The following is a 15484-nucleotide window of genomic DNA, read 5'->3' as shown; positions in this document are numbered from 1 at the left end:
TATGGATTTAATGTATAATTACTTCTCTTCTACACTCCTTGTGGCAACTAAATTTACTCCGAGACCCAACATGTTCTCAGCAAGAACATCTCCTATCCTCACGGGAGCGGAAATCTCCACATTGGCAATGTAGTACATCACATCCTCTATTTTCTCCTTAGGCACAGGTGCGTCAGTTTTAACCGAAACCACAGGATATCTTCCATTTTTCACCCTCACAACACTCATAACGACACGTTTTGGTTCAAGAATTTCCTGCTTAGCCCAATTCTCACCACGGGCACAACGGCAGCCCCTAACACGCACATTTTGTCCATCCACCTCCGCTTCAATATAGCATCCAAGGGGACAAACTATGCAGGTAAATTTGTAGAGTTTCTTCATTCCTGCACCTCCAGAGTAAGACCCTTAACATCGTCCCCAACATCCACACCGGAAAGTTTGATTCTGACCATCTCAGAGGGTTTTAGAACGGGATATCTTCTGCGAAGTCCGATTTCCTTTATCACAAGAAGTGAATCTTCAACGGGTCTCTTAACACGCGCATATAATATTAAATCTTCCCCCGGAAGGACGTAATGTGGAACTGCAAAACGCACATTATTTCCTGGAATAATCGGTATTTTTCTCTCCTTCTTAACTCCACCATTTATGTATTTTACCGCAGATTGAGCGGCCAGTTCACCCTGCTCAACCACGTAATCCACAAGGTCATTTATCATAAGGGCATTACCTGCAACAAAAACACCCGGCACGGTTGTCTCCAAATTTCCATCAACCACCGGACCACCACTAAATGGATCCATCCTGATCCCCATTTTCTTCAGCAATTTTGTACGGGGTACAAGTCCTGCAGAAATCACAACAGTATCGCAGGGAATATCAAACTCCGTACCCTCTATCGGCTTCAACCCTTCATCAACCCGTGCAACCTTGACATACTCAACCCTTTTCCTACCCCTGATCTCAAGAACCCTGTGGGATAGATAGAGGGGTATGTTGAAATCCTCCAAGCACTGCACAACATTTCTTGCAAGACCACCTGGATAGGGCATCGGTTCAATCACCGCCCCAACCCTGGCCCCTTCAAGGGCAAATCTTCTGGCCATGATCAGCCCAACATCTCCGGAACCGACTATAACAACATCCCTTCCCGGCATAATTCCGTAAATATCCATTAAGGTCTGAGCCTCTCCTGCAGTGAATACCCCTGCCACACGATCTCCGTAAATTCCAACCTCAAATCTGTGCCTCTCCCTTGCTCCAGCAGCGTAAATTATGGCGTGTGTCTGCACATATTCCAGTCCCCGTGGAGAAACAAACTTCACCACCTTAAATTTTCCATCCACAGAGATATCCAAAACTGTGGATTCAAGAATGAAATCAACATTCAAATTCTTTATTTTTTCAACGAGCCTGTGGGCAAATTCTGGACCTGTGAGATCCTCCCTGAAATAGTGCAATCCAAATCCAGGGTGCACACACTGGGGAAGTATACCTCCAAGGTACTCCCTCTCCTCCAGAATCAAGACCTTCAATCCATCCTCACTTGCCCTTATACCCGCAGATAGCCCAGCAGGGCCACCCCCCACAATAACAAGATCGTATTTCATGCTCTCGCCCCCCTGCGAAGCACCTTAACGTCTCCAACCGCTATCTCTGTCCCCTTACCCTTTAGAGTTACATCCCACATGGGCACATTGTACTCCCTGGAAAGAATTTCCACAATCTTGGGCCTGCAAAATCCACCTTGGCATGTGCCCGTTGTCGCCTTAGTTCTGAACTTAACAGAATCCACGCTGGGAACCTGCACACCTATTTTTTTCATTCTCCCAATGGCTTCAAGAATGTCTCCTTCACTCACCTTGTTGCACTTGCAGATTATTCTACCATAGGCCGCATTCTCCCTTATTTTTAAAGATATGCCCTCATCGTTCATCATGAAGAAATGCGTTATCTCCCTGCGATGTGGGTTCCACTTCTTCTTTCTCACAAGCGATATGTCCAGATCTCCTTCAAGTATCTCAGAGACCTCCCTGGCTATGGCAGGTGCGGCTGTTAGCCCTGGAGAGCGTATTCCCGCCACATTTATGAAACCACGCACCTCCTCGCTCCTTATTATGAAATCAGCCCCTTCAGTCTCAGGCCTTAGGCCAGCAAAGGTGCGTATCACCTTGCTCCTTGGAGGTAATCTCGGCCAGATTTTTCTCGCCTTTTCCCAAACCTCCTCCAGACCCTCCCTTGTATTGCTCAAATCCTCCTTTTCCTCGGGAGATAAATCATGTGCGTTGGGTCCTATCATGAGATGCCCCGAGATCTCGGTTGTGACCACCACTCCCTTGCTCTTTTTTGTGGGTGCTGGAAAGAGCACATGCTTTGGTTTTGGACCTGCAGAATCATCAAATAGCCAGTACTCACCCTTTCGAGGATGAATTGTGAAATAATCCACACCGGCCATCCTAGATATTTCATCGGCGTAAAGTCCAGCGGCGTTTATTATGATGTCTCCCTCCACAAATCCCTTATTTGTTTCCACACCACTCACGCATCCATTTTCAATTCCTATGCCTTTGACCTCAGTATCGAGCATTATTTTCACTCCATTATCAACGGAATTCTCTGCAAGGGCTATAACTGCAGGTATCGGAGCAATCTGCCCCACACTGGGAATCCATAGAGCCGCCAAGGCATTCTCATTCAAATTTCGCTCCATGGTGAAAATCTCATCCTCAATGATCTTCATTCCCTCAACTCCGTTAATCTCACCCCTCCTGAGAAGAACACCAAGCTCTCTCCTCTCCTCTTCACTGCTTGCAATCACAAGCGCCCCATTCCACACATGGGGAATCTGAAGTTCTTCTACCCACCTGTGCCATATTTCATTTCCCCGTACGCACAATCTTGCACGCACGGGATACCTCTCAGGGTCATCATCGTAACCCCCATGGATCAGGGCCGTATTTGCCTTGCTTATACCCCATCCCACATCGGAGTTTTTCTCAATTACAACTATATCCAGTTCATACTGACTCAGTTCACGTGCTATGCTCATTCCTACGATACCCGCACCAATTATAATTACCCTCGTCATCAAACTCACCAGAGCAGGGGATTATGGATTCATCAATATTAAACAATTCGCAGAACTTACGCTAATTTCCCCCCAAAAGAAGAAACAGAGAGGAAATGGGCCCGCCCGGATTCGAACCGGGGACCTCCCGCGTGTGAGGCGGACGTCATAACCACTAGACCACGGGCCCTGTGAATGGGAATGGGTATTTTGTTTTTAAATTTTGTGGCCATCTTCTTATGTGAAGAAAATTTAAGTAATTCTGCCCAATAGGTGAGGTATGTATAAAATACACCTCCCATGCAGGGAGATTCAAGAGAACCTTGATCTGGAAGATCCATGGGGATCAATATACGAAGAGTACAAAGACATCTATGAAGCGTCCATTGGAAAAATGCAGGGAAAAAATCCAAGGCATATTTTCGCCACAGATAGAAATATAAAAAGAATAGTTGAAAATCTATGCGAATATGAAAAGAGGAGATGTGAAATAAAGGAAATAATTGAAAAATCAATGAAAATTTGTCCTACAAAGGAGGATTTCAATGTATTTTTCCTGCCAGTGCCTGTGGATGATTATATGATAATAACCCAGTACTCAAAAAATCTTGGAGCATTCATATTTTTTGGGGTTGGAGAGTCCATGGAGATCATGAATCTTAATATCTTTCTCCCTCACGAGTATGCCCATATAGTTCGTCTTCAGAGGGTTATGATACCAGCAGGAATTTATTCCCCATACCAGATGACCTTCGAGGATCTCGCATTATTTGAAGGCCTGGGAGTTGTTTTCTCCTGCATATTCAACGGAGATGCAAAGGAAGATACGTGGAAATGCATACCCATGCGCAAGGGGGAATGGGATAAAGTTATGGAAAATGAGAAATACATCATATCCCGATTCAAAAAGATGAAAGAGATTAAAATCACTCCTGAAACAATATCCATGTTCTACGGGAAAAGAGAGGGGTACATCATTGGTTCCCTCGTTGTGTGGAAACTACTTAAAAAGTCGGATATATGCACTCTAAGTAGAACTCAATATTCCTCCATTCATCTATGAGTAAAATTTAATACGCCCCAAGCGATGAGGTATCCATTATGGCATCCACAATTCGCATAGTGTTCTTCGGCACCGGAGGCTCCTGGCCCTCACCCGAGAGAAATGTAATGAGCATAGGAGTGCAGATAGACAGTGAGGTTCTGCTCTTTGATTGTGGAGAAGGAACCCAGAGGCAGATGATGCGCACAAACATGAGTTTTATGAAGATAAAGCGCATATTTATAACCCATTATCACGGGGATCATTTTCTCGGCTTGGCTGGACTTATTCAGACTATGGCTCTTAACGACAGGAAGGAGCCCCTTGAAATATATGGGCCTGAGAGGACGGTGGATATACTCACACGCTACTTCTCCATCGGCTATTATTCAACCACATTTCCAGTAAAACTTTACGAACTTGAAGGAAACGAGATTCTTGATTTTGGAGATTACACTATTTCAACCCTAAGAACAAAGCATCCCGTACCATCCCTGGCTTACTCCATAAAGGAGAAGGACATGCCAAGAATCGACAGAAACAAGGCAAAATCCATGAAACTCAACAGCAAGATCCTGGAAAAACTGAGGAGAGAAGGGGAGATAGAGTATCGGGGAAAAACAATAAGAATTGAAGATGTGAGCAATGGAACTAGAATAGGAAGAAAGATAGTGTATTCTGGGGATACCGCACCGATGGATGAGATGATCAATTTTGCCAGAGATGCAAGTGTTCTGATCCATGAGGCAACCACAGAATCCTCCCTGGAAGATAAGGCAAACGAGTACGGACACTCTTCCGCAAGGCAGGCAGCCAGGATAGCAAAGAGGGCAAATGTGGACACCCTGCTTCTTGTGCACATAAGCCCCAGGTACAAAGATCCAACGACAATCGAGAATGAAGCAAAGAAGATATTCCCAAATAGCTTTGTGGTAAACGATCTGGACGAGTTTATCGTGAAGGTAAAGAAGGGCTAATCTTCCGAGTAAAGCAAATACTCCTTTGCCCCAACTTTAACCACTATTCTGTCTCCACCCACAAACGCCACCATTCCATTTCCTATTTTAAATTCCCTTTCCCATCCCATCTGCACACCATCTCTTTTGAAGATGTATGCAATCCGTATATTTAAGGATTTATATGCACACTTTCATTCCCATGAAACCATATCATTTACCTCTTCCTTAGCCTGCTCCCTTCTTTCCTGAAAATCTCTTAGCCACTGAGATATTATATCGGCAGCCTCCCTCTTGCAGGGACCACATACCCTCTCTCCAGAGCTACAGGTGTCGTGAACCTCCTTCAGATACTTATCGTCATCCAGAAGGTGGTAGACAAATAACTCGTAAACCGTACACACGTCTGGGTTTCCTCCATGCTTCCTGTGCTCCTCCAGAGTTGCTCCACCACCCGTTTTTGCGCGGAGAACCTTCTTTCTTGCATCCTCAGGATCATCTGTGAGGAATATCGCACTCTCTGGCACTGAGGAGGACATCTTTCCACCGGTGAGTCCTGTCATTAGGCGGTGATACGTGGCGGCCGGAGGGTAGAATGTATTCTCATTAAATCCCTGCTCGTACCTGATTAGGATCTTGTTTATCTTCAGCATGTCCCTCTCATCCGCATCTCTCACGTAAAGGGCCCTGTAGGGGACATTGATCTTAAAATCTGAAAAACCCGCAGATTCAAGATGCAGAGCCAACTCTTTCAATTTTCCCTCCACATCCTCACCCTTGTAGAAAATTCCCATGCCCTCTTCCCCCTGAGGGGATATGGAGAACATCCTCCACCTCGCCACAATATCCCGGGTCAGACGCATATGGGGATCCTGATCCACACCCACGGGTACCACGGTGGGCCTCGCTCCTCCGAATTTTTCAAGTTGCACATGGAGTATATCCCCCACCTGAATCAAGGGGGAGAAAATATGGCTCATATTCGTTTCTCCGCCAAACCCGTATATGGCCAGAAATTCACTCATATTCACCTTCCTGGCAAGTTTCCAAGCTATATCCTTTACCTCTTGCCTCTTAGACTGAAAATACACCTCCGTCTTACCAGGTTTCAGGCCGAGGGCTATGTAACTGGGAACATACTCCTCAAGGGCTATTTTCCTCGCCTTCTCCAGCGATATTCCCCGCGAAGCATAGGCCTCTATGTCCGCCACGGCTATGTGAACATCTGCACCTAAATCCTGGTAATAACGGACCTGATCAATGGTCATCTTGTGCCCAAAATGCATGCGTCCTGAGGGCATAAGTCCTGTGAGCACCGCAAAACTCTCCCCATTCCTTATGGCATCGTATATATAATCAAAGCCTCTGTGCCCGAAAATAACACCCCTGCGGAAAAGTCGCGGTGCATCTGGAAGTTCAAAATCAAAGGGCTCAATGCCAAACTGGTCTCGGAGTTTTGCATAGTCCTTGTACTGCTGCGAAGACCATGGATTTATGAATTCCATGGGTGGGGAAGGCTTTGCATTTAAATAAATTTTTCAGAAAAGCGAGGCAAGTTCCTCCACACTGGAGATGTGCGCACCAACATAGAACCCAAGTTTTCTGCGGTACTCCATATTGCAGATCACATCGTTGTCACGCAGGAGTGTGAATAATTTCCCCGCAAGATAACTACCCTTCCTGTCCCAGTCAGTCAGAATTATGACTTTAAAATGGCGTGATGCTATGAAATCCGCAAGATCAGAAAGGGATTTACCCATGTTAACGGTTATTATTTCCCCTTCCATTCCGAGAGTTCTAAGCGCCTCCCTGTCTCTCTTTCCCTCAACAAGGATAGGTGTTTGCACATTCTCCACTCTCATATCCTCAAGGATGCTCTCAATCTTTTCCATGCTCTCCTGCGATATCCCGTTTCTCATTCCATTACCTCTTAACTCCCACAACAATTATCCTTTCGGAATACTCGTCAAACTCGTTCATTTCATAATCTCCATAAACGTCCTCTATTTCAAATCCCACATCCTCCAACTCTCTCACGATTTCCTCCTTCTCAATGGGGTAGATGTACATCTCAGCAAACCTTCTTCTCAGAATCTCGTTTTCCACAGTATCGTAAAAATAGAGCAGTTTCCAGCGATTTCCGTATTTTACAGGAACGAAGAATCTGGAATATATCCTATCATCCCTAAATATAGTGTCCCCATGGTGCACAATTCCCTCAACCATCTCAAAGGGATTGAATATGTCCACAATTATTCTTCCACCACTCTCCAAATGCGCATTTGCATTTTTTAAAATCTTCAACCTCTCCTCCTTGGGGAACATTGTGAGAGAGTTGAGTCCTATGAGCACAAGGCAGAATCTCTCGGGAATGGAAAAATTCAGCACATCTCCCTTTACCAATTTCACATTCTTGCCCTTGAGATTCTCCCTGGCACGTGCGAGCATCTTTTCGTTGGAGTCTATGCCCCACATATTTGGATGATCAAGATAATAGAGTATGCGCCCTGTACCGCACATGAGTTCAAGCAGGGAGTCGCATTCCTTTGCGTACTTGCGGTATATCTCAATATCATCCTGAAAATCAAAATAGAACAGATCGTAAAGATCCGCCTCAACATCGTAGAAGTCCATGGGGATCACAACTTGTAACCAATCTTACGCAGAAACTCCTTTCTCTCCCTCCTTCTCTCTTCATCTTCAACTCCAAGGGGAGAGTAGCCATCCACAACGCCTATTATTGCCCTTCCCTGCTCAGTCTCTGCCACTATCACCTGCAGGGGGTTTGCACTTGCCACAATTATGTGCGTGATCTCCTGCACATTTTTCAGCGTGTTGAGCACGTTTATGGGATAAGCGTTGCGTAGCATTATTATGAAGGAGTGTCCTGCTCCAATTTTCCTCGCATTCTCAATGGCGTATTTCACAAGTTCTTCATCCGTACCCTCGTACCTGACCAATCTCGGGCCCGATGCTTCGCAGAAGGCAAACCCGAACTTTATGCCCGGCATACTGGTAACCAGCGCCTCGTATATATCTTCAGTGCTCTTTATGAAATGCGTGTATCCGATGATCACATTTATCTCGTTGCTGGGTTTCTTGATATCCACAACCTTTATCTCCACGCCCATATTTCTCATTATGCCTTATTCCATTTTTAATTTTGCGGATTGTCCCAGAAAAATCATATATCCACCAAGAGCATTAACCGTATGGTGATAGGATGCCATACATTCTTTCTCTGGACGAAGGTACCACAAACGCAAAGGCCTTTATAATCAGCGAGGAGGGAAAGATCATTTCCTCGGCAAGCCGTGAGTTTCCCCAGTACTATCCACGCCCGGGATGGGTTGAGCACAATCCAGAGGAAATATGGAACGCACAGATCCTCGCCGCCAGAGAGGCAATAAAAAAGGCAAAATTGGAGCCGGGAGATGTTGCTGCGATAGGCATAACAAATCAGAGAGAGACAACCATAATCTGGGACAGGAACGGAAAGCCTGTATACAACGCAATAGTGTGGCAGTGCAGGAGAACGGCAGAATTCATGGAAAGGGTGAAAAAAGAGTATGGTGATCTGATAAGGGAGAAAACCGGACTCATTGGAGATGCGTACTTTTCAGCCAGTAAAATAAGATGGATCCTGGATAATGTGCAAGGGGCTAGGGAGCGGGCAAAGAAGGGAGAACTTATGTTCGGTACTGTGGACTCATATCTAATTTACAAACTCACAGGGAAGCACGCAACGGATTATTCCAATGCATCGCGCACCATGCTGTTCAACATAAAAAGGGGCCAGTGGGATGATGAACTTCTTGAAATATTTAAAATTCCCGAGGAGATTTTACCTGAAGTATTGAATTCTGCAGATGATTACGGACATGCCAAGGAATTCCTTGGAAACGCACCAGTTTCTGGAGTGCTTGGAGATCAGCAGGCTGCACTGTTCGGCCAGGCATGTTTCAGGGAGGGAATGCTCAAAGTGACGTACGGTACCGGAAATTTCCTGCTGATCAACACGGGTGAGAGTGTGCCAAACTCAAGGAACCTGCTCAGCACCATAGCTTGGAAAATTGGAAATAAAATGAACTATGCACTTGAGGGTAGCATATTCATAACAGGAGCGGCCCTTAAATGGATCCGAGATCTGGGTCTCATTGAATCTTACGAGGAAACGGAAGAACTTGCAAGATCCCTAGGAAGCAACGAAGATCTTTATTTCGTACCCGCCTTTTCAGGTCTAGGTTCCCCGTACTGGGATCCATACGCAAGAGGTATCATAATAGGAATAACTAGGGGAACAAGAAAAAAGCACATTGTACGGGCAACTCTGGAAGCCATTGCCTATCTGACAAGGGATGTGGTTGAAGAGATCAAAAGACACATATTTGTTAGGGAACTTCGTGTTGATGGGGGAGCGAGCATAAACAACTTCCTCATGCAGTTCCAGGCGGATATTCTCGGCGTACCCCTTCTCAGACCTGTTAACAGAGAAAGTACCAGCATGGGGGTGGCGTTTATGGCAGGATTGCAAGAGGATGTATGGGATATGCAAACGCTTGAGAAACTGTGGGAGGTGGATAGGAAATTTGTTCCCAAAATGAATGAGGCAGAAAGGGAAAAACTGTACGCAAGGTGGAAAAGAGCCGTTTCAAGGTCCCTTGGTTGGGTAATTGATTGAGAAGGTTTTAAATAGTATGGAACCCTAAATATTCTGGGGAGATAGATGAAAAAAGAGGAAATTGAGAGGAGGGCAAAGGAAACCCTTAAAAAATTGGGCAAGAATGGTAGATGCTGCTCTGAAAATCTTCAGATAGAATTCTACGGGAATAGATACGTGCTTTTATCTACACGCTATTTTCCGTACGAACTCAAGAAAGATATGGAGGAATTGTTCGGTGGTGTGGGAGATTTCGTACTTTACAGAGGAGGAAAGAGAATAGGTAAGAGACTCGTCAGGGAATATGCGAACTCAATAAATGATGATATAGATGATATAAGTATGTACGATGTTCTGGCAGCCGTGGGCTGGTATTTTGGATGGGCCATTGGTGACTCATTTAAGGAAGGTGATAATTACCGAATGATTTTATACGATTCTTTTGAGGCAGATAGTTACATAGAGAACGAGGGCAAGGGCGATAAGCCAGTATGCCATTTCATGAGAGGGGTTCTGACAGGAATTGTTGAGGAGATAGAAAAATCAAAATACGAAGGAAAGGAAGTGAAATGCAAGGCGCAGGGATATGAGTACTGCGAATTTTTAATTGAGAGAAAAGAATAAAAATCCAGAAGTTTTATGAGGAACCGCATATATACCATGGACAGGTGATTGAAATGAAGAGGTTACTAAGTATTGGGCTGGTGGTAATTTTATCCCTCAGCATACTTGCAAGCACCGCGATCGCCCAGGAGAACCAGAAATGGGGTTTCAAACTAAACGTGAATTTGAAGGACCAGTTACAGCCCTACGTTAAGGTTTTAACCGATATGCTCGTTTCAAAGTTCAACCATATGAACTCCACATACCAGATCAACTCATACGATTCCTCTCTAAACGGGACTTTCAGAATGGCAGAGGCAATGATGGCCACGGGCAATGGAATTGAATATGAAGGTGGAGAATACACCAATGCAAACCTTTCCTTCTACGCCAATGGAGTCTTTCCCTACGCCACAAATGTTTCCCAGGTGATCAACGGGAGCGTGGAGCCAAAGAATTTGAACATATCTGCCATGGTGAGCCTCATTACCAAGCACCTATCCAACGGCACTGTTATTGAAAGCACACCCGGTAACGTATCCAAGATAATCTCAAACTCCTACAATTATTTCAGATTGCATTTTAAAGGAAAGAACATACCTCTCTCCCTGATTCTCTATCCCATGATAGAGTCAAAGGCTGTGAGATACCAGGATCTGAGCATAAGAATGGACCTAAACTACATCTCTTCAATGAGCAACCTCACCAACATATGCCTTAAAACCTATCTCAACGAGACACTCGATGGAATTCCCATAAATTCAACCATAAAAACTTCCGATGTGTATGTTAACTCCAGTCTTGTGAGTGTGAATGTGATTGACCAGAATCACGATGGTTACCTGGACACGGGAGACTACCTATGCCTCCATATAAATCCGAGTTTCTTCAATCAGTTCTCTCCCGTAGAACTGGGATTCAAAACCTCCTTCAAGGGGCACTCATACCATTTCTCCGTCTCGCTTATGCCCCAAGAGTGGTCCGCGAGCCTTGATTGGGACTTTTATGTGCCCGTAATCGTGCCCAGATACGAAAAACTGCTGAACGAGGTCAAATCGCTCCCCCTGTATGACAACTTCAATTTCACCATCCTGGCAGAAGTGCAGGAGAACACCACAACCACTTACAATCCTTCCTTACCGCTTATTCCAAAAAGCAGGGAAAATATAACAATGGTGACAAGGGGCAAATATTATGGAACCATAACCATAGTTGGGCTTCAGGAAAAATACAAGAAGATTCTGGAAAATGTGCTAAACCTGACATTCCCCATAAATCTGCAAACCTTCAACACACACATACCCGGGTTCTCCAATGGCACAATAAACAAGAGCACAAGAATAACCGTTGCGCCCATGCGGATAAGTGGTACAATGGAGTATGGAGGAGAGAATGTGTACATCGTACATCTCAACATACCGAAGGAGAATAGCATCCCAAACTTTGATTTCTGGTACTTCTACTCCCCATCCAAGAAGTTCATAGTTGGAGGGGGCGTACAGATAGGCACCAAGAAATTTGACACACAGGCAATAACATACAGCAATGCGCAGAAAGAAATTGATTCCATGAAAAATGTTAAGGGCGGAGGAGCTGGAATACTCAACACACCAGAGAATCCCTGGCTTATGCCCACAGTCATAGGAATCGCAGTGCTGGTGGTTGTATTGGTGATCATCGCGATAGTCGCGGCAGTTCTCAAAAAGCGGCGCTCTCCATAACTATTTTTTATATCTTTTTGTTTTACCCATATGCTTCAGTACCTTTACTACCAGAACCCTTATTTGAAGAGTGCAAAATTCAAGGTTCTCAAGGTTGAGAGCAACAGAATTCTCCTAAACAATACCATCCTGTACCCCGGAGGGGGTGGGCAGCCAGCGGATGAGGGCACAGCCATATGCGGAGGGAGAAATTTCAAAATAAGGCACATTGGCAATCTCTGGCATGAAATCGACGGAGAATGCAAGAGCGAAGAGTTACAGATAGATCTAAACTGGGAGAGAAGGTACCTGCTCATGCGCTCCCACACTGCAGAGCACACATTCTTCAGATTTCTGGAAAATATGGGAGCACGGATGGGCAAAATAAATTTGGGCGAGGAATCCTCCATAATATTCACGGGAGAGATTGATGTTGAGGATATCCTGCAGGCGGAGAGGGATACAAGAAGGCTCATTGAAGAGGGAAGAAAAGTTAGGGCATTCTGGATAAGCAGAGAGGAGATAAAGGACTATCCCCAATTAAGAATCAAAATTGAAAGAATAAAGGAAGATGCCATAAGGGTGATAGAGATTGAGGGGCATGACCTATCAGCATGCAAGGGTGTGCATATCCAAAACCTTTCAGAAATAGGAGATTTTGCCATAACATGGATCAGAATGGGAAAGAAAAAAGAGGTTAAATTCGTCATAGGGGAAAGAGCAAAAAATTATCATTTCAGAGTGTCTCAAACTCTAAGGAGAATAATGTGGAAGAGAAACCTGAGCATGGAGAGTGTGGAAAAATATGTGGAAAATATGGAGGAGGAGAGTAAAAAGATGCTCAACGCCCTGCGAGAGCTGAGCAAGAGCAGGGAGTTTTCAATGGATCTTTGCGGAGATGTGGAAATTTATCACCAGATATTCCCCTACGGGGATCACAAGATCATTCAGAGAAGAGCCATGGAACTTGCAAATCATAGGGACGCTGTAATTATTTATGCAATAAACAACGTGGTATGCATGGCCTTCAATCCAGCGCATTCCTGGGCAAGGGAAGAGTATATGAATCTCATTGAGAGCATGGGTGGTAGAGGCGGTGGAAAGGGCAATTTTCTGAGCGGAAGCGTTCCAAACCCTGATGAGTTTACGAAAATTCTGAAAAATATTATATGCGAAAAGGCATTACAATTGCATGGTGATGAAAATGGATATAGTTGATATACTCAGAGATTTTGTAATGCTTCCCGGAGTGAGCGGATTTGAAAGCCCAATACGGAACTATCTCCTCGAAAAGTTGAAGGACCTGAAGCCACAGATGGATGCTGTGGGCAACGTTTACGTGACCCTTGGTGAGGGTGAGAAGCATATAGCCATAATGGCACATATGGACGAGATAGGATTTGTAACCACGCACATTGAAAAGGACGGCTATGTGCGTTTTACCCCCGTGGGTGGAGTGGATGACAGAATGCTCTACGGGAGGGTGGTTGAGATATTCACTCCCCGGGGAATAGTTTACGGTGTAATTGGATTGATTCCTCCTCATCTAAGCACATCCGAAGATAAAAAGAAAAATCCAACATGGAAAGAGCTGGCCATAGATATAGGAGCAAAGAGTTACGAGGAGGCCATAGAAATTGGAGTGGGACCTGTAATGCCTGGAAGATGGAAGAAGGATTTTGTTAGAATGGGAGATTACATCGTTACAAGGGGAATAGATGACAGGGTTGGCTGCGCAATTCTCTACTATCTCATCCAGATTCTAAAGGGGAAAAATCTCCGGAACAAGGTTACTTTCATCTGGACCGTTCAGGAGGAGACTGGATTGAGGGGTGCAAGTGCCATAACCTCCCGTATGGATTTTGATGAAGTTTACGCCATAGATACAATGACAAGCGGCATGATGCCAGGCGTACCCTTCCACCTGAGTCCTGTGAAAATAGGAGAGGGGCCTGCAATAAGATTCTTTGACAGACGGGGCGCATCATCAGAGTTACTCAGGGATAAGGTTCTTAAAATAGCAAGGAACAACGGAATACCTGTTCAGGTGGCGATAACAGGTGGAAGTACAGACGCTGCGGTTGCTTTTAATCATGGTCTCAGGGCGCTGCCCATATGCATACCCGTAAAATACACACACAGTCCAGTGGAGATGTGCCACATTGCAGATATAAAAAACACAATTAGCCTTCTGGAAAAAATAATAAATGGGAATTAGAGGGTTTCCTTTATCGCCTGGCCAAGTCTCCTCACACCCTCCTTTATTTCTTCCTCTGATGGATAGGTGAAATTCAATCTCAGGGTATTTCTGTGGTCCCTGTTTGGGAAGAACGCTGCACCTATGACAAATGCCACCCTTTTCTCAATGGCCTTCTTGAACAGTTTTTCAGCATCCATTCCTTCAGGCAAAGTTACCCAAAGGAACATTCCACCATCGGGCCTAGTCCATCTAACGCCATCCGGGAAATAATCCTCAAGGGCATCCAGCATCACATTTCTCTTTTCTCTGTACAATTTGATTATGTTGGGTATGTGTTTCTCAAAATAGCCACCCCTGATGTACTCCTGAGCCACATACTGCAGGAACGGACTGGTACACAGGTCTATGCCCTGCTTTGCAAGCACGGCCTTGTGAATTATCTCCTCGTGGGCCACCATATAGGCAACCCTCATTCCCGGGCTGAGGGTCTTTGAGAACGTGCCGAGGTACACAACCCTGTGTTCGCGGTCAAATCGCTTGATCTGGGGAACAGGCTCACCGGAGAAACGGAGTTCCTCGTAGGGAGCATCCTCAACAACGAGAAGGTTGTACTCCTCCGCCAGTTCCAGAAGTCTCTTTCTTCTGTCCTCGGACATGGTCACGCCCGCTGGATTCTGGAAAGTTGGGATCGTATAAATCATCTTGGGCCTTATTCCCTCACCCTTCAATCTCTTAAGTGCATCCTCAAGCATATCCATTCTCATTCCATCATCATCCATCTCAATGGATACGTACCGCGGCTGATAGGACTGGAACGCCGTGAGAACTCCCACATAGGTTGGCGCTTCAATGATCACATAATCTCCGGGATCGATAAATACCTTGGCGAGTAGATAGAGACCCTGCTGAGAGCCCGTTGTGATGAGAATATTGTCTCTTTTTAGATTATTGAACCCGTAGCGTGAGGTGAGAAAATCAACGAGAGTATCTCTGAAAGTGTTAACACCCTCGGTTGAACCGTATTGAAGCATCTTATCCCCATGCTTTTCAAGCATATTGGAGACGATTTCCCCGATTATTTCAACGGGAAAGGCCTTGGGGCTTGGCAAACCCCCGGCCAGCGAGATTATATCAGGCTCCTGGGTAACTTTAAGCAGTTCTCTAATCTCCGATGCTTTAAGGCGTTTTGCGATCTCCGAGAATTCTTCATCCCACATTTTTTACCACCAGAGGGTAATGTGTGCGTGCGATAT

The 15484-nt window shown here is 45.2% G+C and carries 15 protein-coding genes and 1 tRNA gene; 7 read left to right on the top strand and 9 right to left on the bottom strand.

Annotation, left to right across the window (positions count from 1 at the left end; translation table 11 throughout):
- Positions 1 to 18 precede the first annotated feature (18 nt).
- From ACIM339_RS05280 to ACIM339_RS05265, 4 genes are all read right to left on the bottom strand, one after another.
- Positions 19 to 384, bottom strand: coding sequence for a DUF1667 domain-containing protein (locus ACIM339_RS05280; protein WP_015283581.1), 366 nt, complete (start codon positions 382 to 384; stop codon positions 19 to 21).
- On the bottom strand, positions 381 to 1613 hold the full coding sequence (locus ACIM339_RS05275) for an NAD(P)/FAD-dependent oxidoreductase (RefSeq protein WP_015283580.1): 1233 nt from the start codon (positions 1611 to 1613) through the stop codon (positions 381 to 383). Before ACIM339_RS05275 ends, ACIM339_RS05280 begins: the two co-directional genes overlap by 4 nt.
- A complete protein-coding gene (locus tag ACIM339_RS05270; RefSeq protein ID WP_015283579.1) occupies positions 1610 to 3091 on the bottom strand; it encodes an NAD(P)/FAD-dependent oxidoreductase in 1482 nt (493 codons plus the stop codon). Before ACIM339_RS05270 ends, ACIM339_RS05275 begins: the two co-directional genes overlap by 4 nt.
- A gap of 96 nt (positions 3092 to 3187) precedes the next feature.
- Positions 3188 to 3260, bottom strand: a tRNA-Val gene (locus ACIM339_RS05265).
- 90 nt (positions 3261 to 3350) lie between these two features.
- Between ACIM339_RS05265 and ACIM339_RS05260 the strand changes: the two genes are divergently transcribed.
- Both ACIM339_RS05260 and rnz read left to right on the top strand, forming a co-directional pair.
- On the top strand, positions 3351 to 4133 hold the full coding sequence (locus tag ACIM339_RS05260; protein ID WP_015283578.1) for a DUF2268 domain-containing putative Zn-dependent protease: 783 nt from the start codon (positions 3351 to 3353) through the stop codon (positions 4131 to 4133).
- Positions 4134 to 4171: 38 nt separating this feature from the next.
- Positions 4172 to 5089, top strand: coding sequence for a ribonuclease Z (gene rnz / locus ACIM339_RS05255; RefSeq protein WP_015283577.1), 918 nt, complete (start codon positions 4172 to 4174; stop codon positions 5087 to 5089).
- 173 nt (positions 5090 to 5262) lie between these two features.
- Here rnz and ACIM339_RS05250 read toward each other — a convergent pair whose 3' ends face one another.
- The 4 genes from ACIM339_RS05250 to ACIM339_RS05235 are packed head-to-tail and all read right to left on the bottom strand — an operon-like array spanning position 5263 to position 8199.
- Positions 5263 to 6573, bottom strand: a complete 1311-nt coding sequence (locus tag ACIM339_RS05250; protein WP_015283575.1) for a tryptophan--tRNA ligase — start codon at positions 6571 to 6573, stop codon at positions 5263 to 5265.
- A 33-nt stretch (positions 6574 to 6606) separates the two neighbouring features.
- The gene (locus tag ACIM339_RS05245; RefSeq protein WP_015283574.1) at positions 6607 to 6987 is read right to left on the bottom strand and encodes a toprim domain-containing protein; all 381 of its coding nucleotides are present in this window, start codon (positions 6985 to 6987) and stop codon (positions 6607 to 6609) included.
- A gap of 4 nt (positions 6988 to 6991) precedes the next feature.
- Positions 6992 to 7702, bottom strand: a complete 711-nt coding sequence (locus tag ACIM339_RS05240; RefSeq protein ID WP_015283573.1) for a class I SAM-dependent methyltransferase — start codon at positions 7700 to 7702, stop codon at positions 6992 to 6994.
- Between the two features lie 5 nt (positions 7703 to 7707).
- Positions 7708 to 8199 carry an adenosine-specific kinase gene (locus ACIM339_RS05235; protein WP_048103815.1) on the bottom strand — a complete coding sequence of 164 codons (492 nt, stop codon included), beginning with the start codon at positions 8197 to 8199 and terminating at the stop codon, positions 7708 to 7710.
- Positions 8200 to 8291: 92 nt separating this feature from the next.
- Between ACIM339_RS05235 and glpK the strand changes: the two genes are divergently transcribed.
- The 5 genes from glpK to ACIM339_RS05210 are packed head-to-tail and all read left to right on the top strand — an operon-like array spanning position 8292 to position 14249.
- Positions 8292 to 9749, top strand: coding sequence for a glycerol kinase GlpK (glpK, locus tag ACIM339_RS05230; protein ID WP_015283571.1), 1458 nt, complete (start codon positions 8292 to 8294; stop codon positions 9747 to 9749).
- Positions 9750 to 9794: 45 nt separating this feature from the next.
- Positions 9795 to 10352 carry a V4R domain-containing protein gene (locus ACIM339_RS05225; protein ID WP_015283570.1) on the top strand — a complete coding sequence of 186 codons (558 nt, stop codon included), beginning with the start codon at positions 9795 to 9797 and terminating at the stop codon, positions 10350 to 10352.
- A 53-nt stretch (positions 10353 to 10405) separates the two neighbouring features.
- Positions 10406 to 12052, top strand: a complete 1647-nt coding sequence (locus ACIM339_RS05220; protein ID WP_015283569.1) for a hypothetical protein — start codon at positions 10406 to 10408, stop codon at positions 12050 to 12052.
- A gap of 30 nt (positions 12053 to 12082) precedes the next feature.
- Positions 12083 to 13249, top strand: a complete 1167-nt coding sequence (locus tag ACIM339_RS05215; RefSeq protein ID WP_015283568.1) for an alanyl-tRNA editing protein — start codon at positions 12083 to 12085, stop codon at positions 13247 to 13249.
- Positions 13224 to 14249 (top strand): M42 family metallopeptidase, encoded by a 1026-nt coding sequence (locus ACIM339_RS05210; RefSeq protein WP_015283567.1) that lies wholly within the window; start codon positions 13224 to 13226, stop codon positions 14247 to 14249. Before ACIM339_RS05215 ends, ACIM339_RS05210 begins: the two co-directional genes overlap by 26 nt.
- Here ACIM339_RS05210 and ACIM339_RS05205 read toward each other — a convergent pair.
- Positions 14246 to 15448: a PLP-dependent aminotransferase family protein gene (locus tag ACIM339_RS05205; RefSeq protein ID WP_015283566.1), complete on the bottom strand. Its 1203-nt coding sequence runs from the start codon at positions 15446 to 15448 to the stop codon at positions 14246 to 14248. The genes ACIM339_RS05210 and ACIM339_RS05205 overlap by 4 nt on opposite strands.
- Positions 15449 to 15484 lie beyond the last annotated feature (36 nt).

The sequence above is a fragment of the Aciduliprofundum sp. MAR08-339 genome, from assembly GCF_000327505.1.
Classification (GTDB): domain Archaea; phylum Thermoplasmatota; class Thermoplasmata; order Thermoplasmatales; family Aciduliprofundaceae; genus Aciduliprofundum.
The sequence above is the reverse complement of the archived record's forward strand: the minus strand, read 5'-3'. Positions and strand labels throughout refer to the sequence as shown.